Raw genomic sequence first — 23,848 nt, forward strand, 5'->3', positions numbered from 1 at the left:
CGCGAGCGCCGCGCCCGCGCCGCTCGCATGGATTCGGCAGGCGTGGAGGCAGGGCTCCTCGGCGCCGTGCGGCACGGGCCGCCCGTCCTCGATCGGGCACCAGCCCGCCGCGAGGAGGCCCGCCGAGCGGGCGATCGCGTGATCGGCGAGGAAGCCCGCGAGCGCGAAGGCGTAGAGCGCCGCGATCGCGATCGCCGCCCTCACGCCTCTCCACGCGCGCACGTTCCGTCTCATGATCCGCGCACTAGCACGGCGCTCGGCGCGGCGCCATGCGTCATCTCACGCTCTCAGGACGGAGGCGATCGCGTCGGTGAACACGCGCGCACCGAGCACGATGTCCTCCTCCGCCGTGTCCTCGGTCCAATGGTGCGAGATGCCGCCGATCGAGGGCACGAACAGCATCACGGACGGCATGATGCGGGCGAGATATTGCGCGTCGTGCCCCGCCCCGCTCGGCATGCGGATGGCGCGGCCGGGGCAATGGATTTCGGCGGCGGCGAGGATCGCGTCCTGCAGCCCCTCGTCCATGAGCGCGGGGCGGCTCTGGCCGAGCACTTCGAGGCTCACCGAGCAGGGCCCCGCCGCATCGGCCTCGGCGACGAGCCGGCGCAGCTCCGCGTCGAGCCGCGCGAGGACGGCGTCGTCCGCGTCGCGGAACTGGAAGAGCACCTCGGCCCGGCCGGGGATGATGCTCGGCGCGCCGGGATCGAGCGCGATCCGCCCCGTCGTCCACACCGTGCGCTCGGCGGCGAGCGCGGGGAAGCGTCGGTCGATCTCGGCGAGGAGCCGCACGGCTGCGAGGCCCGCGTCCTTGCGGCGCGCCATCGAGGTCGTGCCGGCATGGTTCTGATCGCCGAGGATCGTGATCCTGTACTGCCAGATCGCGACGATGGCGGTCACCGCGCCGATCTTCAGATCCGACGAGATGAGCGTATCGCCCTGCTCGATATGCGCCTCGAAGAAGGCCTTGTGGCGCCCCTCCTCGTGGCGCACCCGCGGCCGCCCGGCGAGCCCGACGCGCGCGAGCGCCTGGCGCAGAGGCGTGCCGTCGTAGCGGTTGGCGAGGCGGTCGATCTCCTCCTCCTCCAGGAGGTCGACATAGGAGCGCGAGCCGATGAAGGAGCCGAAATGGCCCTCCTCGTCGCAGAAGGCGGCGACGTCGACGCCGCACCCCGCGAGGTCGGGATCGGCCGCGATCGCGCGCGCGGCCTCGAGCGCGAAGACGCAGCCGAGCGCCCCGTCCAGCCAGCCCGCGCGGTTCTGGCTCTCGAGATGCGAGCCCGCGAGCACCTTCGGGCCCGGGGCCGGCGAGACGGCGTAGACCGAGCCGATCCCGTCGATCTGCGCCGCGAGCCCTGCCTCCCGGCAGCGCTCCGCGAACCATTCGCGCGCGGCGACGTCCTCGGGCGAGAAGGTCGGCCTGTGCACGCCCGTCTCGTAGGCGCCGAATTGGCGCAAGGTGTGCAGATCGGACAGGAGACGGTCGGGATCGATGGTCGGCATGGGCTCCTCCTCGGGGGATTGTTGAAGCGGAGGAGGGGGGGGACGCAAGGGGCGGGGGTGCGAAGGGGGTGTTGGGGTCGCGGGCGGGGCGGGTTGTGGGAGAGGGCATGGCGACCTATTCTGGAGAAAGAGCGCATCAAGTCCGCGCCCGAGGAGGCCCTGACGTGAACAGGCTGTTTCTGCAACGCGACGAGAGTGGCGCCTTGGCGGAGACTGCGGGCGAGCGAGAGGCGCGCCTCGCGCACGAACGCGCGCTCATCGAAGAGGCGGAGGCCGAGATCGCTGCCGGTTACGGCATTGCTGGCGACGATGCTCGGGAGTTGCTCGAAGCGTTCGCGGAAGGCCGCGAGTTTGCGATACCCGTCTCGTCGAAATCCGAGAATCGATGAACGCCGATGCCGGCTCGGTTGAGGATCGCGCCTGCCGCGGCGAGAGATCTCGACAAAGTGCGTCTGTGGCTGCGCCAACCGGGATCGGGCCGCCAGGCGAGCCTCGCGTTGCGAAACATCGCCGCGGCGATCGCAGACTTGGCGTCGGCCCCGTTCCGATGGCCCGAAAGCGTGGATCATCCGCGACGCCGCGTTCGGATCGTGCGTGGACACACGATCGTCTACCGAGTCGAGCCCGATGATCCATTGTTGCCAGCCGAAGAAACGCGCGTGATCGTTCTGAGGGTGTTCCAGCCGAGGCAAAATCGGGTCTTGGGATAGGGGCGGCGCAGCGGGGGGCCGGACGCAATGACCGCGAAGCATACCAGAGGCTCTGACGCCGTCCGATTCGGGCGCCTGGAGGATCTTCCGAGCGCACCGCCGCTATCGCCGGACGCGAAATCGATGTCGGACGAGGAGATCGAGTGGCGTGCGGCCTCGGACCTCGACGCAGGCGCCGTTCCGCCCGGTTTCTGGGACGATGCCGAGACCGTCGAGCCGGAAGGCATCGAGCAGATCACTCCTTCGTCGCCCCACCGAAAGTGCGAGGTTGCCCTACCTTGTCGCGCGCGCATCGCTTCCGCTAACGTGCCGCCAAACCAAGTCCTTGCCGCGACGCCCACAATCGCGCGGCGGGCCTCGAGTCTTGGCGGGAGGAACGCGATGTCGGACAAGCTCTACGAAGTCTCTCCGGAATGGGCGCAGCGCGCGCATGTCGACGCGGCGCGATACCACGAGATGTACGCCCAGAGCGTGCGCGATCCGGATGCCTTCTGGGGCGAGCAGGGCAAGCGGATCGATTGGTTCAAGCCCTATTCCAAGGTGAAGAACGTCTCCTTCACGGGCGACGTCTCGATCAAGTGGTTCGAGGACGGCACCACCAACGTCTCCTACAATTGCGTCGACCGCCATCTCGAGACGCGCGGCGACCAGGTGGCGATCATCTGGGAGGGCGACGATCCCTCCGAGTCGAAGCACATCACCTATCGCGAATTGTCCGCCCACGTGAATCGCTGGGCCAACGTCCTGCGCAACCGGAACGTCGAGAAGGGCGATCGCGTCACGATCTACCTGCCGATGATCCCCGAGGCGGCCTACGCGATGCTCGCCTGCGCCCGGCTCGGCGCCATCCACTCGATCGTCTTCGGCGGCTTCTCGCCGGACGCGCTCGCCGGGCGCATCGAGGATTGCGGCTCGCGCTGCGTCATCACCGCCGACGAGGGCCTGCGCGGCGGCCGCAAGGTCCCGCTCAAGGCCAATGTCGATGCGGCGATCGCGCGGCTCGGGCCCGACAGCGTCGACCACGTGATCGTCGTGCGCCGCACCGGCGGCGCGGTCGCCATGGACCCGGGTCGCGACGTCTATTACGACGCCGCCGCCGAGATGGTCACCGACGAGTGCCCCTGCGCGGAGATGAACGCGGAGGATCCGCTGTTCATCCTCTACACCTCGGGCTCCACCGGCAAGCCGAAGGGCGTCCTGCACACGACCGGCGGCTATCTCGTCTACGCCTCGATGACGCACCAATACGTCTTCGACTATCAGGAAGGCGACGTCTATTGGTGCACGGCCGACGTCGGCTGGGTGACGGGCCATTCCTACATCGTCTACGGCCCGCTCGCGAACGGCGCGACGACGCTGATGTTCGAGGGCGTGCCGACCTATCCGTCGATCTCGCGCTTCTGGGACGTGGTCGACAAGCACAAGGTCAACATCTTCTACACCGCGCCCACCGCCATCCGCTCCCTCATGGGCGCGGGCGAGGAGCCGGTGCGCAAGACCTCGCGCGCGAGCCTGCGGCTCCTCGGCTCGGTCGGCGAGCCGATCAATCCGGAAGCCTGGGAATGGTACCACCGCGTGGTGGGCGAGGGCCGCTGCCCCATCGTCGACACCTGGTGGCAGACCGAGACCGGCGGCATCCTGATCACGCCGCTGCCCGGCGCCATCGCCCAGAAGCCGGGCTCGGCGACGCTGCCCTTCTTCGGCGTGAAGCCCGTGATCGTGGACGCCGAGGGCCGCGAGCTCGAGGGCGCCTGCGAGGGCAATCTCTGCATCGCCGATTCGTGGCCGGGCCAGATGCGCACGGTCTACGGCGATCACGAGCGCTTCGTGCAGACCTATTTCTCGACCTATGCGGGCAAGTACTTCACCGGCGACGGCTGCCGCCGCGACGCAGACGGCTATTACTGGATCACGGGCCGCGTCGACGACGTCATCAACGTCTCCGGCCACCGCATGGGCACGGCCGAGGTGGAGAGCGCGCTCGTCGCCCACGCCAAGGTCTCGGAGGCCGCCGTCGTCGGCTATCCGCACGACATCAAGGGCCAGGGCATCTACGCCTACGTGACCCTGATGGCCGGAATCGAGCCGAGCGAGGAGCTGCGCAAGGAGCTCGTCGCGCATGTCCGCCACGAGATCGGCCCCATCGCGACGCCCGACAAGATCCAGTTCGCGCCCGGCCTGCCGAAGACGCGCTCGGGCAAGATCATGCGCCGCATCCTGCGCAAGATCGCCGAGGACGAGTTCGGCAATCTCGGCGACACCTCGACGCTCGCGGAGCCCGCGGTCGTCGATGACCTGATCGCCAACCGGCAGAACAAGCGCACCGCCGCCTGAGGCGCGCGCCTCGCACGCCGTGACGACCATGCGAACGGGGCGCTCCTTTCGGGCGCCCCGTCTGCCTTTCGGCCGCGACCGGCTCAGATCGTGAGCGTGCCCGCGCGCGCCGCCTCGTAGCGCTCGGCGATCCGCGCCCAGTCGACGACGTTCCACCAGGCCTCCAGATACTCGCCGCGGCGGTTCTGGTAGTTCAGGTAATAGGCGTGCTCCCACACGTCGTTGCCGAAGAGCACCCGCTCGCCGTCCATCAGCGGTGTGTCCTGGTTCGGCCGCGTGGTGAGCGCGAGCCGCCCCTCCTCGTCGACGGTCACGAAGACCCAGCCCGACCCGAACACGCCCCGGCCCGCGGCCTCGAAATCCGAGCGCATCGCGTCCAGCCCGCCGAGATCGCGATCGATCGCCTCGCGCAGGTCGCCCTCGGGCTCGCCCCCGCCGTCGGGGCTCATGATCTCCCAGAACATCGTGTGGTTGGCGTGCCCGCCGCCATTGTTGCGCACCGCGCGGCGGATGTCCTCCGGCACCGCGTCGAGATCCGCGAGGAGCTCGTGCAGCGGCCGCTCGGCGAGGTCCGGATGGTCGGCGAGCGCCCGGTTCAGGTTGTCCACGTAGGCGCGATGATGGGCGCCGTGGTGGAGCTCCATCGTGCGCGCATCGATATGCGGCTCGAGCGCGTCCGCGGGATAGGGCAGCGGCGCGAGGCTGTGGGGACCGTCGGCCTGGGCGAACGCGGCGCGCGGCAGGAAGCTCGTCGCGAGGATCGCGCCTGCTCCGGCGAGCAGGTGACGGCGAGTGAGGATCGGCATGGCGGTCGTCTCCTTGGGAAGGCCCGGCGGCTCGGGTCTCTCGACATCTTCGCGAACGGCGCGCCCCCCACGGCGTTCCCCGCGCGGGCGCCGCGCGTCGCGCGTTGCGCGAGAGGCGGGGCCGACGATAGAACGTGCGGCCCGCCGCCTTCATCCGCGGCCCCCTCCGGCAAGCGAGCCGCCATGACCCGAAAGCGCGCCGATCTCCTCCTCGTCGAGCGCGGCTTCTTCGAGAGCCGCGCGCGGGCGCAGGCCGCCATTCAGGCGGGCCTCGTGACGGCGGACGGGCGCGTCGTGCGCAAGGCCTCCGAGGCGGTCGAGGCCGACGCAGCGATCGAGGCGCAGGCGCCGCACCCCTGGGTGTCGCGCGGCGGGGTGAAGCTCGAGGCGGCGCTCGACGCCTTCCGTCTCGATCCGACGGGCCGCACGTGCCTCGACGTCGGCGCCTCGACGGGCGGCTTCACGCAGGTGCTCCTCGCCCGCGGCGCGGCGCGGGTGATCGCCGTCGACGTCGGGCGCGACCAGCTCCATGCGAGCCTGCGTGCGGATCCGCGCGTCCTCTCGCTCGAGGGCACCGACGCCCGCAGCCTCGATCTCGGGGCGCTGCCGGGGCCCGTCACGCTCCTCGTCGCGGACGTCTCCTTCGTCTCGGCGACGATCGCGCTCGCCCCCGTCCTCCCCCGGATGGGGCCGGGCGCGGAGCTCGTCTGCCTCGTCAAGCCGCAATTCGAGGCCGGGCGGGCGGCGCTCGACAAGAACGGCATCGTGCGCGAGGAGAGCGCGCGCCAGGCGGCCTGCGCCCGCGTCGAGACCTTCCTCGTCGAGGCGGGATGGCGCATCCTCGGCCTCGTCCCCTCCCCCGTCGCGGGCGGGGACGGCAATCTCGAATACCTGATCGGAGCCCGGCTTGAGCCCGCACGAGACTGATCCGCACGCCATGCGCCTCGAAGCGGACGAGACCGATATCGTTCTCCTCGACATCGAGCGCCTCGGCGCGCGCGGCGACGGCGTCGCGCAGACCGCGCGCGGACCGCTCTTCGTCGCCGGCGCGCTGCCCGGCGAGCGTGTGTCGGCGGCGATCGGGGCGGGCGATCGGGCCCGGCTCGCCGCGATCGAGCGGGCCTCGCCCGAGCGGATCGCGCCCTTCTGCCCGCATTTCGGCCGCTGCGGCGGCTGCTCGGTGCAGCATCTCGCGCCCGCGCCCTATGCCGAGTGGAAGCGGGGCATCGTGGTCGGCGCGCTCGACGCCGCCCGCATCAAGGAAGCGGATGCGCTCGTCGCGCCCCTCGTCGATGCGCGCGGCGCGGGCCGGCGGCGGGTGACGCTGCATGCGCGCTCACGCTCGGGAGGCGGCGTCGCGGGAGGCGGCGTCGCGGTCGGCTTCATGGCCGCGCGCAGCCACGCGCTCGTGCCGATCGAGACCTGTCCCGCCGCCGAGCCCGGCCTCGACGGCGCCGCTCCCGCTGCCCACGCGCTCGCCGCACTGCTCGCAGCCTCGGGCAAGCCGCTCGACATCCAGGCGAGCGCGAGCGAAGCCGGGCTCGACATCGACATCCGCGGCCACGGCCCCGTCTCGGGCAAGCAGCGCACGCTCCTGATCGCGGCGGCCGAGCGGCTCGACCTCGCGCGGCTCTCGCTGCACGGCGAGGTGCTCGTCGAGCGCCGCCCGCCGCTCGTGCGGATGGGCCGGGCGGCGGTGGTGCCGCCGCCGGGCTCGTTCCTGCAGGCGACGGGCGCGGGCGAGGCGGCGCTCGCGGCGCTCGTCGACGCGGCGCTCGAGCCCGCACGCAAGGGCAAGCGCGTCGCCGATCTCTTCGCCGGGAGCGGACCCTTCGCGCTGCGCCTCGCCGAGCGCGTCGCGGTCCATGCGGTCGAGAGCGAGGCGGGCGCGCTCGCGGCGCTCGAGAAGGCGGCGCGGGCGACGCCGTCCTTGCGGCCGATCACGACCGAGCGGCGCGATCTCTTCCGCCGCCCGCTGCTCGCCCCCGAGCTCGCGGGCTTCGACGCGGTCGTGCTCGATCCGCCCCGCGCCGGCGCCGAGGCGCAGATGCGCCGCCTCGCCGAGACGCCGGTCGCCGCGATCGCCTACGTCTCCTGCGACCCCGCCACCTTCGCCCGCGACGCCGCGATCCTGATCGCCGGCGGCTACGCGCTCGCGCGCGTCACCCCGGTCGACCAGTTCGCGTATACGGGGCACGTCGAGCTCGTGGGCGCCTTCGTCGGGCCCAAGCCGCGCCGGAAGCGCTGAGGATCGGCTGCGTCAGGCGCTCGTCGCCCGGCCCTTCAGGCGCACGAAGAACCCGAGCCCGTCATGGGCGGGCAGCGGCGCGAGGGTCTCGACATGGCCCTTGCGCTTGGCCTCGAGCAGAGCGCGCCCGATCGGCAGGAACAGCGTCTCCCCGCCGCCCTCCGGCGGGGGCGCGAGGCGAATGGCGATCGTGCGCGGCGCCGAGAACCGCGAGCGCTCGATCATCTCCGCGAGCGAGGCGAGCGCCTGCCGCTCCCCCGCCGCGCGCAGGTCGAGCACCGCGTCCGCATTGGAAATGCCGAGGCTCCCGCGCAGCTTGTCGGCGTAGAAGGGCTCGAAATGGGGCATGGACGTCCGCCTCGCCGGAATGTCGACGCGCATCATATGGGGGCCTCCCTGCGGATGAAACAGTGCCGTGGCGGAACGCTCCGACGCCCTCGTTGCTTTTCGTTTCGTCGACCCTCGAAACCCTCTTGACACGAGCGCAATCAGAGCGCATCCCCACCCTCACGCGTCCTTTGCGGCGCACAAACCCAGCTCGGAACGATGGACGACAGCTCTAGTAGGCGCTTCTCCGGAAGCGCTCTCCAGAACAGCGCGCGCGCCCGTCGCGCGCACCGCAGCCGCGTCCGGCCGGGCGCGAGGGGCTGACGTCGCGCCCCTCGTCTCCCGCCGGACCCCCGACCGGCGAGGAGGCAGCCCATGAACGACGTCGTGGACAAGACGCGCGATCTCGCGGAGCTCGAGGTCGACACCGACGCCCTCCACGAGGAGGCGACACACGAGGCGACGCTCGACGTCGTGGCCGACGCGATCCGCACCGCGCTCGCCGCCGGCGACACGGCCACGATCCGCGCCTTCCTCGAATCGCACGAGACCGCCGACGTCGCGACCATGCTCGATCACCTCGAGTCGGCCGACGCGCTCGCCGCCATGCGCGCGCTCGAGCTGCGCGACCGCGCCAACGTGTTCGGCTATCTCGCCCCGGGCTGCCAGGTCGACATCGCCGAATTGATGGGCCGCCACGATCTCGCGCGCCTGATGTCGGCGATGTCGCACGACGAGCGCGCCGACCTCTACAAGCGCCTCGATCCCGTCGCCCAGGAGGCGATCCTGCCCGGTCTCGCCAAGGCCGAGCGCGAGGACCTGCGCAAGCTCGCCTCCTACGAGGAGGGCACGGTCGGCGCCATCATGACGTCGGACTATGCGACGCTCTCGCCCGACATGACGGTGCCCGAGGCGATCGATGCCCTGCGCCATCAGGCGATCGAGGCGGAGACCGTCTATCAGGCCTACATCGTCGACGAGGAGCGCCGCCTCGTCGGCGTCGTCTCCTTGCGCGATCTCCTGATGGCGCGGCCGCGGGCGCGCGTGCGCGACCTGATGGACACGGACCCGGTCTGGATCCACGCCACCGACAAGCGCGAGGAGGCGGCCCAGCTCGTCTCCCGCTACGACCTCATGGCGATCCCCGTCATCAACGGCGGCGATCGGCTCGTCGGCATCGTCACCCAGGACGATGCGATGGACGTCCAGGAGGAGGAGGCGACGACCGACTTCCAGAAGGTCGGCTCGGTGCAGAACCTGCGCGGCAGCGTGCGCGAGGCGGGCATCTTCCTGCTCTACCGCGCCCGCATCGTCTGGCTGATCCTGCTCGTCTTCGGCAACATCCTCTCGGGCGCGGGCATCGCGATCTTCGAGGACACGATCGCGGCCTACGTCGCGCTCGTCTTCTTCCTGCCGGTCCTGATCGGCTCGGGCGGCAATGCCGGCTCGCAGGCGGCGACGCTCACCGTGCGCGCGCTCGCCACCGGCGACGTGCGCATGAAGGATTGGGGCTGGATGATCGGCCGCGAGCTCGTGGTCGCGCTCTTCCTCGGCGTGACGATGGCGCTCGCGATCTCGGGCATCGGCCTCTATCGCGGCGGCGCCGAGCTCGCGCTGGTCGTGGCGCTCGCCATGGTGTCGATCGTCGTGCTCGGCTCGCTGATCGGCATGTCGCTCCCCTTCGTCCTCTCGAAGCTGAAGATGGACCCGGCGACCGCGAGCGCCCCGCTCGTCACCTCGATCGCGGACGTCGTCGGCGTCCTGATCTACTTCACCATCGCGACGCAGCTCCTCCCGATGCCGGAGGGCTGACCGCCGGCGGCTGCCGCGCGCGGGCGAGCCGGGGAACCGGGGCCGTCGCGCGGCATTCCGCTCCTTGCGGGGCGCGCCCGTCGGGTGCGCCGCGCCGGCCGACCCTCAGGGACGATCCGACGGGCGCGCCACTCAACCCGAAGTCCGAGAGCCATGGACGAACACCCTAGAATGCGCTTCCCCGGAAGCGCGCAGCATACCTCGAAGCACGCCGCGCGCGTGCCGGCATTCCGCGTCCGGCCGGACGCGAGGGGCTGACGCGTCGGCCGCTCGCCTCCTGTCGGCTCGCCGAACGGGAGACGACGATGAACGAGACGCTCGCCATCCGCACCGCCCTGCGCGATCTCGAGATCGACACCGACACCCTCCACGAGCCCGAGACGCTCGACCGCGCCGCGCAGGCGATCCGCGCCGCCCTCGCGCAGGGCGACACCGCCGCGATCCGCGACTTCCTCGACGCTCACGAGACGGCGGACGCCGCGACCATGCTCGCCCACCTCCCCTCCGAGGAGGCGCTCGCGGCGATGCGCGCCCTCGACCAGCGCCACCGCGCCGAGATCTACGGCTATCTCGCGCCCGGCTGCCAGATCGACATCGCCGAGCTGATGGGCCGGCACGACCTCGCGCGCCTGATGTCGGCGATGTCCCACGACGAGCGCGTCGACCTCTACAAGCGCCTCGATCCCGTGGCCCGGGAGGCGGTGCTGCCCGGCCTCGCCCAGGCCGAGCGCGAGGATCTGCGCAAGCTCGCCTCCTACGAGGAGGGCACCGTCGGCGCCGTCATGACCTCGGACTACGCCACGCTGTCGCCGGAGATGAGCGTGCCGGAGGCGATCGAGGCGCTGCGCCGCCAGGCGATCGACGCGGAGACCGTCTACCAGGCCTATATCGTGGACGCCGAGCGCCGCCTCGTCGGGGTCGTGTCGCTGCGCGACCTCATCCTCGCCCGCCCTCGGGCGCGGGTGCGCGACCTGATGGACATCGATCCGGTCTTCATCCACGCCTCCGACAGGCGCGAGGAGGCGGCCCGGATTGTGTCGCGCTACGACCTCGTGGCGATCCCCGTCGTCGACGCCGACGAGAGGCTCGTCGGCATCGTCACCCACGACGACGCGATGGACGTCCAGCAGGAGCAGGCGACGACCGACTTCCACAAGGTCGGCACCGTCCAGAACCTCAAGACGAGCGTGCGCGAGGCGGGGATCTTCGTGCTCTACCGGGCGCGCATCGTGTGGCTCGTGCTGCTCGTCTTCGGCAACATCTTCTCGGGCGCGGGCATCGCCTATTTCGAGGAGACGATCGAGGCCTACGTCGCGCTCGTCTTCTTCCTGCCGCTCCTGATCGATTCGGGCGGAAACGCGGGCTCCCAATCGGCGACCTTGATGGTGCGCGCGCTCGCCACCGGGGACGTGCGCATCCGCGACTGGAGCTCGATGCTCGGCCGCGAGATCGCGATCGCGCTCCTTCTCGGCGTCACCATGGCGCTCGCCGTGTCGCTGATCGGGATCGTGCGCGCGGGGCCCGAGATCGCGCTCGTCGTCTCGGCCTCGATGGTGCTCATCGTGATCGTCGGCTCGGTGATCGGGATGTCGCTCCCCTTCGTCCTGTCGCGCTTCAAGCTCGACCCGGCGACCGCCTCGGCCCCGCTCGTCACCTCGATCGCCGACGCCTCGGGCGTGCTGATCTATTTCGCGCTGGCGACGACCTTCTTGCCGATGCCGGGCTGAGGGGCTTCTCACGCATGCCGGCGGCGCGCGCTCGTGAGCGCCGTGGGCCTCTTTCCTTCCCCTGAAGGCTCGTGAATCTTCCGGAGGCTGTCATCCCGGGCCGCGAAGCGGACCCGGGACCCATATCCTCGACGATCCTTCGAGCGCGCATGCCGCGCTCGCTGCACCAGAGTGCAGCAGGTTCGATCGGCGAGGAAACGCAGCCTACAGGCTGCGACCGACACGTGGTGGATATGGGTCCCGGATCGCCTTCGGCGTCCGGGATGACACCGCAACGAAAGATTTCCAAACTCCCCGGGGAAGGAGAAGGGCGATGCGTCACGCGCGTGTCGCGAAGACCGGACCATCGAGAAACGGACGGACACAAGGGGGGCGGACATGACCCATCTCGCGATCGACTGGCTCGCGCTCGTCGACACCTTCCTGCGGCTCCTCGCGGCCGTGAGCTTCGGCGCGCTGATCGGCTTCGAGCGGCAATGGCGCCAGCGGATGGCGGGATTGCGCACGAACGCGCTCGTCGCGCTGGGGGCGGCGAGCTTCACCGTCTTCGCCACGCTCACGCCCGACGAGATCAGCCCGACGCGCGTCGCGGCGCAGGTCGTCTCGGGGATCGGCTTCCTCGGCGCGGGCGTGATCCTGCGCGAGGGGCTCAACGTGCGGGGGCTCAATTCCGCGGCGACGCTGTGGTGCGCGGCGGCGGTGGGGCTGCTCGCGGGCGGAGCGCACTACGTCCCGGCCGCCATGACCACGGTGCTGATCGTGGGCACGAACCTCTTCCTGCGCCCCATCGTGCGCCACATCAACACGAGCCTCGTGCCCCCCGACGAGATCGAGCTGCGCTACCGGGTGAAGATCCGCGCGCGCGCCTCCGACGAGGCCCATGTCCGCGCGCTCCTCCTGCAGGGCGTCGCCGGCACGGCCTTGCATCTCGAGCGCCTCGAGAGCCGGGACGTCGACGACGGCACGCGGGTCGAGGTGATCGCGGGCCTGCGCTCGCAGACGAAGGGCTCGGCCGTCCTCGAGACGCTGGTGGGGCGGCTGTCGCTCGAATCCGGCGTCAGCGCCGCGAGTTGGAGCGTGGTCGAGGGGGAGGCGCCCGATTGATCAGCGCGCGCTCCACCGCGTCTGCCGCAGCGCCTCGCCGAGGATCATCGCCGCCGAGACCGCGACGTTGAGCGAGCGCAGGTCCGGCCGCATCGGGATCGCGACGCGCGCGTCGGCGGCCGCGTGGACGCTCTCCGGCACGCCGGCCGATTCCCGCCCGACCATGATCAGGTCGTCCGCGCCGAAGGCGAAATCGGTATAGCGCACCGCGCCCGTCGTCGTCGCGAGCACGAGCCGTAGGCCGCGCTCGCGCCGCGACGCCTCGAAGGCGGCGAAGGAGGCGTGGCGCTCGATGTCGACATGGTCGAGATAATCGAGCCCGGCGCGCCGGAAATGACGGTCGGAGACGTCGAAGGCGGCCGGCTCGACGATCGCGGCGCCGATTCCGAGACACGCGCAGGTGCGCAGCATCGTGCCGGTGTTCTGGGGTATGTCGGGCTGGTAGATGACGAGGCGCATGCATGCGTCATCCGCCTCCCATGCGAAAACGTCAAGTGAACCGAGCGGCGCCCGCCCTACTTGTAGAGGGTGCCCCCGCGATCCCCCAACACGCCCAAGGTCCCGATGAAGCCTTTCGATTGGTTCGAGCGCCGGATCGACCTCTTCGCCCCCTTCGACCGCGACGCGACACCGCCCGGCCGCGGCGTCGCGCCCTTCGCCTGGCACTATCTGAAGCCGGTGCGCGGCTGGCTCGTGCTGATGACGGTGCTCTCGCTCGCGGTGGGGCTGTTCGAGAGCGGCATCTACCTGATGATCGGCTGGTTCGTCGATCTCCTCGCCACGGCGGATCCGGAGACCGTGCTGGAGACCCACGGCACGGCGCTCCTCCTCCTCGCGCTCGCGATCCTCGTCCTGCGCCCGGCCCTCAATTTCGCCCACGAGATCGTGGTCAACCAGATCGTGGTGCCACAGACGACCAACATGATCCGCTGGCGGGCGCATTCCTACACGCTCGGCCACGCGATCGGCTATTTCCAGAGCGATTTCGCCGGGCGGCTGTCGACGCGCATCATGCAGGCGGGGCAGGCGACGCGCGAGATCGCGGTTGCGCTGCTCGACACGCTCCTCTACGTGCTCGTCTTCGCGATCACCGCCCTCGTCCTGTTCGGCTCGATCAGCGCGGTGCTCGCGCTGCCGATGGCGATCTGGCTCGTCGCCTACGGCCTCATCCTGCGCCACTTCGTTCCTCGCGCGCGCGATCGCTCGCGGATCGTCGCCGATACGCGCTCGGCGCTGACGGGGCGCGTCGTCGACAGCTACACCAACGTGATGACCGTCAAGCTCTTCGCCCGCACCGAGGCCGAGCGCTCGGCGGTGCGCACCGCGCTCGGGCGCAACACGAAGGCCTATCTCGACCTCCTGCGGCTCGTGACCGGCACCTCGGCGCTGCTCGGCCTCGTCAACGCGGCGCTCATCGTCACGACCGCCTGGCTCGCGCTCTCTCTGTGGCGCGAGGGCGCCATGTCGTCGGGCGAGGCGGCGGCGGGGCTCGCGCTCGTGATGCGCATCGTCACGATGTCGGGCTGGTTCATGCAGATGGTGCGCGGCATCTTCGAGAACGTCGGCTCGCTGCAGGAATCGATGGAGACCATCGCCAAGCCCCACGCGCTGACCGACCGCTCGGACGCGACGCAGCTGCGCGTCGAGACGGGCGAGATCCGCTTCGATCGCGTCACCTTCGGCTACGGCCGCTCGGAGGGCGTGCTCGAGGACTTCTCGCTGCGGGTGCGCCCGGGCGAGAAGATCGGCCTCGTCGGGCCGTCGGGCGCCGGCAAGTCGACGATCGTCTCGCTGCTGCTACGCCTCCACGACGTCGAGGGCGGGCGCATCCTCATCGACGGGCAAGACATCGCGACGGCGACGCAGGACAGCCTGCGCGCGCAGATCGGCGTCGTCACGCAGGACACCTCGCTCCTGCACCGCTCGATCCGCGAGAACATCGCCTATGGCCGGCTCGACGCGACGGATGCCGAGATCGAGGCGGCCGCGCGCGCGGCGCATGCGCACGATTTCATCCTCGACCTCGAGGATCATCGCGGGCGGCGCGGCTACGACGCCCATGTCGGCGAGCGCGGCGTGAAGCTCTCCGGCGGCCAGCGCCAGCGGGTGGCGATCGCCCGCGTCCTCCTCAAGGACGCGCCGATCCTCGTCCTCGACGAGGCGACCTCCGCGCTCGATTCGGAGACGGAGGCCGCGATCCAGGATTCGCTCACGCGTCTGATGCAGGGGCGCACCGTCATCGCCATCGCCCACCGCCTTTCGACGATCGCCGCGCTCGATCGCCTGATCGTGCTCGACGAGGGCCGCATCGTCGAGGAGGGCACGCATCGCGACCTCCTCGCGCGGCGAGGCGCCTATGCGCGGCTGTGGGAGCGGCAATCGGGCGGGTTCATCGTCGAGGAGCGCCGCGCGCAGCAGCAGGCGGGGTGAGCGAGTGAGGCGTCGAGCGTACGGGTCTCGGCTCGCGCTCTAGCGTTTGGGATGACGCCTCCGAGAGATCCCTCTCAGCAGCGCACCCAGGCGACGCGCTGGGGGCCGACGATGGTCTGGCGGGTGCCCTCGCCGGTGCGGCGCAGGCCGAGCTCGCCGGAGAGCCGGGCGCCGCTCTCGGGGTCGTGCTCGAAATAGACGAGCGCCTCCATCGAGCGGAATACCCGCGCCTCGACGATCCGGCCCTCTGGGCCGGCGCGCCGGCCCTCCTGCGCGACCATGATCCGCTCGGGCTCAAAGCGGATCGTCTCGCGCAGGCCCGTCGGGTCGGCGGCGAGGCACCAGGCGCCTTCGAGGAAGGCGATCTCCTCGCGCGGGACGGCGCAATGGCGCAGCGTCGAATCGCACTCGGCGCCATGCACCTGCAATTGCCACACGAGGTACCCGACGAATCCCCCGACGACCAGAGCCACGCCTGCCGCGATCGCGATCCCACGCCTCATCCCGAGAACACCCCCGAAGATCTCATTCGTCCGGCGCGATCGACAGGATGCGCGCGCCTTCGGCCACCTGCGCTCCGGCGACGGCCACGATCTCGGATATGGTGCCCGAGACCGGCGCGAGAAGGGGATGCTCCATCTTCATCGCCTCGACGACGGCGAGCCTCTGCCCCTTCTCGACGCGCGCGCCCTCCTCGACGAAGAGCGCGACGACCTTGCCGTGCATCGGCGCGGCGACCGTTCCGCCCGCGTCGAGATGCTCGACGTCGATCGCGCCCGGATCGTAGAGCGCGACGCGCGTCTGGCGGCCGCGGCGCAGCACGAGCACGTCCGCGTCCGCCTCGACGAGGCTCGCGTCGATCTCGCCGGGCTCGACGGCGTGGCCGGGCACCTCGACCGAGGGGCCCTCCGCGTCGAAGGCGAGGAGCACGTCGAGGCGGTTGCCGTCGACGACGAGGGGCATCGCGGTCCGCCGCGTGCCGACGAGCTGGAAGCCGTCCTCGTCCCACCAGGGGCCGGCGAGGTCCGCCACCGTCGCGCTCAGCATCCCGCGCGAGGCGTCGAGATCGCGCGAGACGAGGGCGAGCGCGCCCGCCGCCACCGCGGCCGCGTCGAGATCCTGCGCGACCGCGCCGAGGCTCTCGAGATTGGCGTCGATGAAGCCGGTGTCGAAGGCGCCCTCGCGGAAGCCCGGCGCGCGGGCGAGCCGCTCGAGGAAGCCGGCATTGGTGCGCGGCCCGGCGACGATCGTGCGCGCGAGCGCGTCGGCCAACGTGTCGAGCGCCGCCTCGCGGGTCTCGCCGTGGGCGATGATCTTGGCGATCATCGGGTCGTAGAAGGGGGTCACGGCATCGCCCGCCTCGACGCCGGTGTCGATGCGCAAGCCCTCGCCCTCCGGCAGCGAGAGCGCGTAGAGCCGGCCCGTCGAGGGCAGGAAGCCGCGCTCGGGGTCTTCGGCATAGAGCCGCGCCTCGACGGCGTGGCCGAGGAGCGGCACCTCGTCCTGCGCGAAGGGGAGGGGTTCGCCGGAGGCGACCCGCAATTGCAGCTCGACGAGGTCGAGCCCGGTGATCGCCTCGGTGACCGGGTGCTCGACCTGGAGGCGGGTGTTCATCTCCATGAAGTAGAACCGGTCCGGCCGCAGCCCCTCGCGCCCGTCGGCGATGAACTCGACCGTGCCGGCGCCGACATAGCCGACGGCGCGCGCGGCCTCGACGGCGGCGGTGCCCATCGCCGCGCGCATGTCGGGCGTCATGCCCGGCGCGGGCGCCTCCTCGATCACCTTCTGGTGACGGCGCTGGAGCGAGCAGTCGCGCTCGTTGAGATGCACGACGTTGCCGTGCGCGTCGGCGAAGACCTGGATCTCGACGTGGCGCGGGGCGAGCACGTATTTCTCGATGAGGACGCGCGGATCGCCGAAGGCCGCTTGCGCCTCGCGCTGGGCGGAGGCGAGCGCGGCGTCGAACTCGGCCGCCTTGTCGACGCGCCGCATGCCCTTGCCGCCGCCGCCGGCGACCGCCTTGATCAGGACCGGATAGCCGATCTCGTAGGCCTTCTGGCGCAGGAAATCGGGCTCCTGGCGTGCGCCGTGATAGCCGGGCACGACCGGCACGCCCGCCTTCTCCGCGAGCGCCTTCGCCGCGTCCTTGAGGCCCATGGCGCGGATCGCGGAAGCGGGCGGGCCGACGAAGACGATGCCCGCCTGCGCGCAGGCCTCCGCGAATTCCGCGCGCTCCGAGAGGAAGCCGTAGCCGGGATGGATCGCCGCCGCGCCGGTGCGCCTGGCGACCTCCAGGATGGCGTCGATGCGCAGATAGCTCTCGGCGGCGGGGGCGGGGCCGATGCGGTGGGCCTCGTCGGCCATGCGCACGAAGAGCGCGTCCGCATCGGCGTCGGAATGGACCGCGATGGTGCGCAGGCCCAGCCGCCGCGCAGTGCGGATGATGCGGCAGGCGATCTCGCCGCGATTGGCGATCAGCACGGATGAGAGCACGCTCGTTCTCCTGGGCACGCGAAACCTGGGCACTCGAAACGACGTCCTTTGGAAAACGATGCGCGCCGCGGGTCAAGGGGGACGAGCCGAAATGTCCGCGGCCGCTCCTTTCCCCAAAAAGACCGAGGAGAGCGGCCGCGGCTCGTCTCACCCGCCGCGGACGCCGCGCCGACGCTCGGCGAGGGTGCGGGTGGGGTCCTCCGACCAGGGGCGATCGAGGGCGCGGGCGACGTCCTCGCGGGTGAGGCCGATATCGGCGAGCATGCGGTCGTCGTAATCGGCGATGCGCGCCACCTCGCGGCGGCGGAGCACGGCCTTCGCGCGCACGGCCACGAAGGCCGCGAGCGGGGCGAGGGCGAGGCGAGCGAGCGCGAGGCTCCGGCTCGCGGCGGACGGGACGGTGATCCGGCCGACCATGGCGTGCTCCTTGATGTCGTCTGGCGCGCGCAAGCGCGATTCCTCGGGGCCGCGGCGGTGCGGGCCCGGCAGCGGTGTCGCTTCCGTGTTGCTGCCCGGCCTTGATGCCACGGTTGGACCGATGACGGAAACGAATGTTCATGATAGACAGGATCACGAGTCTTGATGCCGGAGCGCTCTCCATGTCCCATCTTCTCGACGTCGAGCAATTGCGCACCTTCGTCGCCATCGCCGACACGCGCTCCTTCACCCGCGCGGGCGAGCGCGTCCACAAGACGCAGAGCGCCGTCTCCATGCAGATGAAGCGGCTCGAGGAGCGCGTCGGGCGCCCGCTCTTCGCCCGCGACGGCCGCGGCGTGCGCCTGTCGCAGGACGGCGAGCGGCTCCTCGACTATGCCCGCCGGATCGTGCGGCTGAACGCCGAATGCCTCGCCTCCTTCGAGGGCGAGGCCCTGACCGGCCGCGTGCGTCTCGGCGTGCCGGACGATTACGCCGAGCGCTACCTGCCCGAGATCCTCGCCCGCTTCTCGACCACGCATCCGCGCGCGGAGGTGGAGGTGATCTGCGAGCCCACGCCGATGCTCGTCGAGCGCGTGGTGGGCGGCGACCTCGAGCTCGCGATCATCACCCATGTCGCGTCGAAGGGCCCGGCCGAGGTGATTCGCGTCGAGCAGCTCCTGTGGGTGACGTCGGCGCGCCACACCGTCCACGAGGAGCGCCCGGTGCCGCTCGCGCTCGGGCGGCCGAGCTGCGACTGGCGTCGCGCCGCGGTCGAGCGGCTCGCCGAGGCGGGCATCCACTCGCGCATCCTCTACGTGAGCTGGAACTCGAGCGCGGTCGGCGCCGCCGTCCAGGCGGGGCTCGCGGTCTCCGTCCTGCCCGAGAGCGGATTGCGGCCCGGCATGCGCGTGCTCGGCCCCTCCGACGGCTTTCCCGCGCTCGCCACCTGCAAGATCGCCCTCCTGCGCGTCGGCGAGCAGAGCCCGCTCGCGGCCGCGCTCGCCGACGAGATCCGCGAGAGCCTGGACAATCTGAGCGCGACGGGCGTCGCGGCGGAGTAGAGACGGCTCCGCAACCGACCTCGGCCGAAACTCTCCTCGGGTTGCGTGTGGGTCGTCCAGTGGCGATAGAGTGGGGCGCCCGGCGAATCGCGGGCGCCGCGCCGAGGGGGCCCTGATCCGTGAACGCCGAGATGCCGAGCGCCGATCCCGCGCGCGTCGCCCGCGAGCTCGAGGCCGCGCGGCTGCGCCTGATCGAGACGGGCACGCGCAACCGGCTCGTCCACGTCAACCGCTCGGCCAAGCGCCCGGCGACGCTCGCAATCGTGGCGGCCTCTCCCGACGCTCTGTTCGAGCGCCTCCTGCGCGAGGGCGAGAGCCTGCGCTTCCGGCCGGACCCTCTTCTCGCCGCGCGCGCCGCCGCGGGCGAGCCGGAGGAGGCGGAGGAGGGGGAGGCGGCGCCCGCATTCTCCTTTTCCGAGAGCGCGCCCGCCGACGGTCTCCTCACCCGGCTCGGCCCGTCCGCGCTCGAACGCAAGCTCCTGCGCTTCTACCGCGACGCGAAGCTCGTCGAGGAGGAGCAGGGCGTGAACGTCCTCTATCTCGCGCTCGGGTTCCTGCGCTGGACCGAGGACGAGCGCGCGCAGACGATCCGCGAGGCGCCGCTCCTCCTCCTGCCGGTGCGGCTGTCGCGCGATGCGCGCCGGTCGACCTTCGACCTTGCCGCGCGCGAGGAGGATCTCGGCCTCAACCTGCCCTTGGCCGAGCGCCTGCGCGAGCAGGGCATCGTGCTGCCGCCGATCCCCGAGGGCGAGGATTTCGCGCCGAGCGCCTATTTCGACGCCGTCGCGGAGGCCGTCGCGACGCGCCCGCGCTGGTCGATCGACCGGGAGGGGACCGAGCTCGGCTTCTTCTCCTTCGCCAAGCTCCTGATGTTCCACGATCTCGAGCCCGAGAGCTGGGAGGGCGGCGCGCTCCTCGCCCATCCGCTCCTCGCCGGCCTGCTTGCCCGAGGCTTCGACGGCGCGGGCGCGGGCCTCCTGCCCGAGGATGCGCCGCTCGACCGCCATTTCGCTCCCGCCGACCTCGTCCACGTCGTCGATGCCGACGCCTCGCAGGCGCATGCGATCGAGGCGGTGCGCACGGGCCGCAGCCTCGTCGTGCAGGGTCCGCCCGGCACGGGCAAGTCGCAGACGATCGCCAACATGATCGCGAGCGCGGTGCACGACGGGAAGACGGTTCTGTTCGTCGCCGAGAAGATGGTCGCGCTCGAGGTCGTCCACCAGCGCCTCGCCCGCGCGGGGCTCGGGCTCGTCTGCCTCGAATTGCACGCGCGCACGGCCAACAAGCGGCTCGTCGCGCAGGAGCTCGGCAAGACCCTGGACCATGCCGAGCGCGCGCCCGATCTCGCCGCCCTCGACGCGCGGCTGACGGCGGTGCGCGATGCGCTCGACGCGATCACGCAGGATCTGCACGCGCCGATCGGCGAGACCGGGGCGACCCCCCATCGCGCGCTCGGCGATCTCGCCCGCGCGGCGGGGCTCGCTCTGCCGCCGCCGCAGATCGCGGTGACGGGCCTCGGCGATCTCGATGCGAAGACCCATGCCCGCCTCGCCGCCGAGGTCGCGGCGCTCGCCGACGCCACCGCGCGCCACGGCCGCGCCGACGCGCATACCTGGCGCGGAATCGGCGCGCTCGCCATGCAACCGCTCGACGTCGCCCGTCTCGTGCCGACGACCGAGGCGCTCGCGCAGGCGACGGCGGCGCTCGCGACGCGTGCGGGCGAGGTGGCGGCCCGGATCGGGCTTGCGGCGCCGGAGAACCTCAGGGGCGTCCTCGATCTCGTCCGCGCGCTCGCCCTCGTCGCCGACGCGCCGGAGGACGTCGCCACCGCAAGCGCGCTCGCGACCTTAGAGCCGAAGTCTCTCGACCAAGCGCACACGCTGCTCGCGATGGCGCTCGCCGATGCTAGTGAGATCGCAAGGGAAAGCGCCGCTTTCATCCCGGCCGCGTTCGAGGCGGATACGGCGACGATCCGGGCCGGGATCGCGGCGGGCGTGGGCTCCTTTTTGTCGCGCCTGTTCGGCCGCTATCGCACCGACTCCCGCATGCTCGCGAGCCTGATGGCCGAGCCGCTTCCGGCGGCGCCAAAGGCACGGCTGGCCGCCATCGACCGTCTGATCGCGCTGCGTGCGCAAATCCGCAGTTTCGAGGAGATCGGCGACGAGCTCCGCACGCTTCTCGGGCCGCTCTGGCGGGGGCGACGGACCGAATTCTTCCATCTCGAGACTGTCGCACTCTGGGTCGCGGAGGCGCGCAGCGCCGGGCTCCTGCCGGCGATGACGCCCGAGGAGGCGCGCGCGCTCGGCCACGAGGCCGCCGCCGCGCGCCAGACGCTCGCCGATGCCGGCCGTGCGGTCGCGGGTGCCGCGCAGGACCTCGTCGCGCGGCTCGAGATCGATCTCTCCCGCGCCTTCGGCACGCCCGATCTCGCCGCGATCCCGCTCGCCGATCTCGCCGCGCGCGCCGCCGCCTATGCGGCGGGGGAGGGGACCTATCAGGGCCATGTGGATCTCGCCCGCGGCGAGGCCGCGCTCGCGGCGCTCGGCGCAGGCGACGTCGCCCGCCGCCTCGCCGACGGCAGGCTCGCCCCCGAGGACGCGGCGGAAGAGCTGCGCCATGCCCGCGCCGAGGCTTTGTGGCGCCGCGCGATCGAGACCGTCCCGCGCCTCGCCGCGCTCGACGGCGCCGAACGCCACCGGCTCGTCGAGACCTTCGCGCGCCTCGAGCGGGAGCGCCGCGCGGTGCTCGCCGCGACGATCCGCGCCCGCCACGCGGCCGGGCTGCCCCGCGGGGCGCTCGGCGAGATGGGGGTGATCCGCGGCGAGATCGCGCGCAAGCGCGGGCACATGGCGATCCGCCGTCTCGTGACGCGCGCGGGCGGGGCGCTGCAGCGCATCAAGCCGGTCTTCCTGATGAGCCCGCTCTCGGTCGCGCAATATCTGCCGCCGGGACGCATCGCCTTCGATCTCGTCGTCATCGACGAGGCGAGCCAGGGGCGCCCGGAGGACGCGCTCGGCGTCGCGGCGCGCGGGCGGCAGATCGTCGTCGTCGGCGATTCGAAGCAATTGCCGCCGACGAGCTTCTTCGACCGTCTCATGGTCGACGAGACACCGGAGGAGGACGACGAGGAGGCGCCGGGCGACGCCTTCGCAGGCGCCGCCAAGGCGACGGAGCTCGAATCGATCCTCACCTTGTGCGCCGCGCGCGGCCTGCCCGAGCGCATGCTCCTCACCCATTACCGCTCCCGCCATCCCTCTCTGATCGAGGTCTCGAACGCCGAATTCTACCGCCGCCTCGTCCTCCCGCCCGCGCCCGCCGCGACGCGCGAGGAAGACGGGCTCGTCCTGCGGCGCGTCGCCGGCGCCTACGATCGCGGCGGGCGGCGCACGAACGAGATCGAGGCGCGCGCGGTCGTCGCCGCCGCGGCCGCGCATGCGGCACGCAAGCCCGCGCGCTCGCTCGGCATCGTCACCTTCTCCACCGCCCAGCGCGACCTCGTCTCGCGCCTCCTCGACGAGGCGCGGCGCGAGGACGGGGCGCTCGACAAGTTCATCGCGACGAACGAGGGCGGCGAGAGCCTGTTCGTGAAGAATCTGGAGAACGTGCAGGGCGACGAGCGCGACACGATCCTGATCAGCGTCGGCTACGGCCCGCGCGAGGCCGGCCGCCCGCTCGATTCGATGAGTTTCGGGCCGGTCTCGGGGGAGGGCGGCGAGCGGCGGCTCAACGTGCTGTTCACGCGCGCCCGTTTCCGCTGCGAGGTCTTCGCCTCGTTCGACCCCGCCGATATCGACCTCTCCCGCGCCAAGGGCGAGGGCCCGCGGGTGTTCAAGCGTTTTCTGACTTTCGCGGAGAGCGGCGTCCTCGACGTCGCGAGCCCGAGCGGGCGGGGCTTCGATTCGGGCTTCGAGGAGGACGTCGCGCGCGTCGTGCAGGGCATGGGCTACGCGGTCGATTCGCAGGTCGGCTCGTCGGGCTTCTTCATCGATCTCGGCGTGCGCGATCCGGATCGGCCGGGGCGGTACCTCATGGCGATCGAGTGCGACGGCGCGCGCTACCACACCTCGCTCTGGGCGCGCGAGCGCGATCGGCTGCGCCAGGAGATCCTCGAGGGGCTCGGCTGGCGCTTCCACCGCATCTGGAGCTCGGATTGGTATCGCCGCCGCGCCGACGAGATCGCCCGCCTCGCCGAGGCCCTGCGCCGCGCGCGCGAGGAGCCCGTTCCGACCCCGCCGGAGCCTCCCGCCGTCGAGCCGCCGCCGGAGCCCGCGCCCGCCGACGAGCCCGCATCGACGCCCGCGTCGCCCCCACTCGGCGAGCCCTACGCGATCGCGAGCCCGCCCGTCCCGCGCGGCGTCGAGGCGCATCTGTGCCCGCCGCGCGAGCTCGCCCGCATCGTCGCCGCGATCGCCGAGGTCGAGGGGCCGATCCATGCGGAGGAGGTGGCGCGGCGCGTGGCGAGCCTGTTCGGCGCCCAGCGCGCCGGCACGCGCATCGTCGCGGCGACCGATCAGGCTTTGCGGATCGCGGGCCAGGCGGGCGCCGTGGGCGTCGACGCCGAGGGCTTCCTCGCCACCCGCGCGCAGATGCGGACGCCGCCGGTGCGCGACCGCTCGGCCGCGCCGCCTTCGCTCCAGCGCGCGGACCGGATCGCCGCCTCCGAGATCCGCGCGGCGGCTCTGCGCGCGCTCGCAGAAAATGGCGGGCTCGCGCGCGAGGAATGCGTCACCGCGATCGTGCGGCTTCTCGGCTTCCAACGCACCGGCCCCGATCTGCGCGCGCGGGTCGAGGTCGTGATCGCCGCGGCGATCGGGGAGGGGCGCTTGCGCGAGCGCGACGGGCGGATCGCCCCGCCCGCCGATCCCGGCCCGTGAGC

At 71.8% G+C, this 23,848-nt stretch carries 18 protein-coding genes and 1 pseudogene; 11 read left to right on the forward strand and 8 right to left on the reverse strand.

Going from position 1 to position 23,848, the window contains the following annotated elements; genetic code table 11:
• A pseudogene (locus tag ACK4UM_RS06150) lies at positions 1 to 222 on the reverse strand (hypothetical protein); the annotation flags it as partial.
• A gap of 57 nt (positions 223 to 279) precedes the next feature.
• Entirely contained in the window at positions 280 to 1,503 is a 1,224-nt protein-coding gene (locus ACK4UM_RS06155; RefSeq protein ID WP_409796899.1) for a Zn-dependent hydrolase, read from the reverse strand.
• Between the two features lie 164 nt (positions 1,504 to 1,667).
• Between ACK4UM_RS06155 and ACK4UM_RS06160 the strand changes: the two genes are divergently transcribed.
• From ACK4UM_RS06160 to acs, 3 genes are all read left to right on the forward strand, one after another.
• Positions 1,668 to 1,892, forward strand: coding sequence for a hypothetical protein (locus tag ACK4UM_RS06160; RefSeq protein ID WP_409796901.1), 225 nt, complete (start codon positions 1,668 to 1,670; stop codon positions 1,890 to 1,892).
• A gap of 6 nt (positions 1,893 to 1,898) precedes the next feature.
• Positions 1,899 to 2,213: a type II toxin-antitoxin system RelE/ParE family toxin gene (locus tag ACK4UM_RS06165; protein ID WP_409796903.1), complete on the forward strand. Its 315-nt coding sequence runs from the start codon at positions 1,899 to 1,901 to the stop codon at positions 2,211 to 2,213.
• Between the two features lie 381 nt (positions 2,214 to 2,594).
• Positions 2,595 to 4,547, forward strand: a complete 1,953-nt coding sequence (gene acs, locus ACK4UM_RS06170; protein ID WP_409796905.1) for an acetate--CoA ligase — start codon at positions 2,595 to 2,597, stop codon at positions 4,545 to 4,547.
• 83 nt (positions 4,548 to 4,630) lie between these two features.
• Here acs and ACK4UM_RS06175 read toward each other — a convergent pair whose 3' ends face one another.
• Complete coding sequence (locus ACK4UM_RS06175) at positions 4,631 to 5,353, reverse strand: superoxide dismutase (RefSeq protein WP_409796907.1); 723 nt, start codon at positions 5,351 to 5,353, stop codon at positions 4,631 to 4,633.
• Positions 5,354 to 5,536: 183 nt separating this feature from the next.
• Between ACK4UM_RS06175 and ACK4UM_RS06180 the strand changes: the two genes are divergently transcribed.
• Positions 5,537 to 6,280 (forward strand): TlyA family RNA methyltransferase, encoded by a 744-nt coding sequence (locus ACK4UM_RS06180; RefSeq protein ID WP_409796909.1) that lies wholly within the window; start codon positions 5,537 to 5,539, stop codon positions 6,278 to 6,280.
• Positions 6,281 to 6,290: 10 nt separating this feature from the next.
• Positions 6,291 to 7,601 carry a class I SAM-dependent RNA methyltransferase gene (locus ACK4UM_RS06185; RefSeq protein ID WP_409796911.1) on the forward strand — a complete coding sequence of 437 codons (1,311 nt, stop codon included), beginning with the start codon at positions 6,291 to 6,293 and terminating at the stop codon, positions 7,599 to 7,601.
• A gap of 12 nt (positions 7,602 to 7,613) precedes the next feature.
• Here ACK4UM_RS06185 and ACK4UM_RS06190 read toward each other — a convergent pair whose 3' ends face one another.
• Entirely contained in the window at positions 7,614 to 7,949 is a 336-nt protein-coding gene (locus ACK4UM_RS06190; protein WP_409796913.1) for a hypothetical protein, read from the reverse strand.
• 354 nt (positions 7,950 to 8,303) lie between these two features.
• Between ACK4UM_RS06190 and mgtE (ACK4UM_RS06195) the strand changes: the two genes are divergently transcribed.
• The 3 genes from mgtE (ACK4UM_RS06195) (at position 8,304) to ACK4UM_RS06205 (ending at position 12,571) form a co-directional block, all read left to right on the forward strand.
• Entirely contained in the window at positions 8,304 to 9,740 is a 1,437-nt protein-coding gene (mgtE, locus tag ACK4UM_RS06195) for a magnesium transporter (RefSeq protein WP_409796915.1), read from the forward strand.
• Positions 9,741 to 10,045: 305 nt separating this feature from the next.
• Positions 10,046 to 11,467, forward strand: a complete 1,422-nt coding sequence (gene mgtE / locus ACK4UM_RS06200) for a magnesium transporter (protein ID WP_409796917.1) — start codon at positions 10,046 to 10,048, stop codon at positions 11,465 to 11,467.
• Positions 11,468 to 11,845: 378 nt separating this feature from the next.
• Positions 11,846 to 12,571: an MgtC/SapB family protein gene (locus tag ACK4UM_RS06205; RefSeq protein ID WP_409796918.1), complete on the forward strand. Its 726-nt coding sequence runs from the start codon at positions 11,846 to 11,848 to the stop codon at positions 12,569 to 12,571.
• Here ACK4UM_RS06205 and ACK4UM_RS06210 read toward each other — a convergent pair whose 3' ends face one another.
• On the reverse strand, positions 12,572 to 13,030 hold the full coding sequence (locus tag ACK4UM_RS06210; protein ID WP_409796920.1) for a tRNA (cytidine(34)-2'-O)-methyltransferase: 459 nt from the start codon (positions 13,028 to 13,030) through the stop codon (positions 12,572 to 12,574). It lies immediately after the preceding gene.
• Between the two features lie 105 nt (positions 13,031 to 13,135).
• Here ACK4UM_RS06210 and ACK4UM_RS06215 point away from each other — a divergent pair, with 105 nt between their 5' ends.
• Positions 13,136 to 15,001, forward strand: a complete 1,866-nt coding sequence (locus ACK4UM_RS06215) for an ABC transporter ATP-binding protein (protein ID WP_409796922.1) — start codon at positions 13,136 to 13,138, stop codon at positions 14,999 to 15,001.
• A 74-nt stretch (positions 15,002 to 15,075) separates the two neighbouring features.
• Here the strand turns inward: ACK4UM_RS06215 and ACK4UM_RS06220 are convergent, their stop codons facing one another.
• The 3 genes from ACK4UM_RS06220 to ACK4UM_RS06230 form a co-directional block, all read right to left on the reverse strand.
• A complete protein-coding gene (locus tag ACK4UM_RS06220; RefSeq protein WP_409796924.1) occupies positions 15,076 to 15,504 on the reverse strand; it encodes a hypothetical protein in 429 nt (142 codons plus the stop codon).
• Between the two features lie 22 nt (positions 15,505 to 15,526).
• Positions 15,527 to 17,494: an acetyl/propionyl/methylcrotonyl-CoA carboxylase subunit alpha gene (locus ACK4UM_RS06225; protein WP_409796926.1), complete on the reverse strand. Its 1,968-nt coding sequence runs from the start codon at positions 17,492 to 17,494 to the stop codon at positions 15,527 to 15,529.
• A 147-nt stretch (positions 17,495 to 17,641) separates the two neighbouring features.
• A complete protein-coding gene (locus ACK4UM_RS06230; RefSeq protein ID WP_409796928.1) occupies positions 17,642 to 17,944 on the reverse strand; it encodes a DUF1127 domain-containing protein in 303 nt (100 codons plus the stop codon).
• A 149-nt stretch (positions 17,945 to 18,093) separates the two neighbouring features.
• Between ACK4UM_RS06230 and ACK4UM_RS06235 the strand changes: the two genes are divergently transcribed.
• A complete protein-coding gene (locus tag ACK4UM_RS06235) occupies positions 18,094 to 18,972 on the forward strand; it encodes a LysR substrate-binding domain-containing protein (protein ID WP_409796930.1) in 879 nt (292 codons plus the stop codon).
• Positions 18,973 to 19,091: 119 nt separating this feature from the next.
• Positions 19,092 to 23,846: a DUF3320 domain-containing protein gene (locus ACK4UM_RS06240; RefSeq protein ID WP_409796932.1), complete on the forward strand. Its 4,755-nt coding sequence runs from the start codon at positions 19,092 to 19,094 to the stop codon at positions 23,844 to 23,846.
• Positions 23,847 to 23,848 lie beyond the last annotated feature (2 nt).

This window comes from Salinarimonas sp. (assembly GCF_046292825.1).
Lineage (GTDB): Bacteria > Pseudomonadota > Alphaproteobacteria > Rhizobiales > Beijerinckiaceae > Salinarimonas.

Excerpts from the sequence above, each read along its gene's own strand:
- ACK4UM_RS06155 (WP_409796899.1), bottom strand. The coding sequence starts at position 1,503 with ATGCCGACCATCGATCCCGACCGTCTCCTGTCCGATCTGCACACCTTG.
- ACK4UM_RS06165 (WP_409796903.1), top strand. The coding sequence starts at position 1,899 with ATGCCGGCTCGGTTGAGGATCGCGCCTGCCGCGGCGAGAGATCTCGAC.
- acs (WP_409796905.1), top strand. The coding sequence starts at position 2,595 with ATGTCGGACAAGCTCTACGAAGTCTCTCCGGAATGGGCGCAGCGCGCG.
- ACK4UM_RS06175 (WP_409796907.1), bottom strand. The coding sequence starts at position 5,353 with ATGCCGATCCTCACTCGCCGTCACCTGCTCGCCGGAGCAGGCGCGATC.
- ACK4UM_RS06180 (WP_409796909.1), top strand. The coding sequence starts at position 5,537 with ATGACCCGAAAGCGCGCCGATCTCCTCCTCGTCGAGCGCGGCTTCTTC.
- ACK4UM_RS06185 (WP_409796911.1), top strand. The coding sequence starts at position 6,291 with ATGCGCCTCGAAGCGGACGAGACCGATATCGTTCTCCTCGACATCGAG.
- ACK4UM_RS06190 (WP_409796913.1), bottom strand. The coding sequence starts at position 7,949 with ATGCCCCATTTCGAGCCCTTCTACGCCGACAAGCTGCGCGGGAGCCTC.
- mgtE (WP_409796915.1), top strand. The coding sequence starts at position 8,304 with ATGAACGACGTCGTGGACAAGACGCGCGATCTCGCGGAGCTCGAGGTC.
- mgtE (WP_409796917.1), top strand. The coding sequence starts at position 10,046 with ATGAACGAGACGCTCGCCATCCGCACCGCCCTGCGCGATCTCGAGATC.
- ACK4UM_RS06205 (WP_409796918.1), top strand. The coding sequence starts at position 11,846 with ATGACCCATCTCGCGATCGACTGGCTCGCGCTCGTCGACACCTTCCTG.
- ACK4UM_RS06210 (WP_409796920.1), bottom strand. The coding sequence starts at position 13,030 with ATGCGCCTCGTCATCTACCAGCCCGACATACCCCAGAACACCGGCACG.
- ACK4UM_RS06215 (WP_409796922.1), top strand. The coding sequence starts at position 13,136 with ATGAAGCCTTTCGATTGGTTCGAGCGCCGGATCGACCTCTTCGCCCCC.
- ACK4UM_RS06220 (WP_409796924.1), bottom strand. The coding sequence starts at position 15,504 with ATGAGGCGTGGGATCGCGATCGCGGCAGGCGTGGCTCTGGTCGTCGGG.
- ACK4UM_RS06235 (WP_409796930.1), top strand. The coding sequence starts at position 18,094 with ATGTCCCATCTTCTCGACGTCGAGCAATTGCGCACCTTCGTCGCCATC.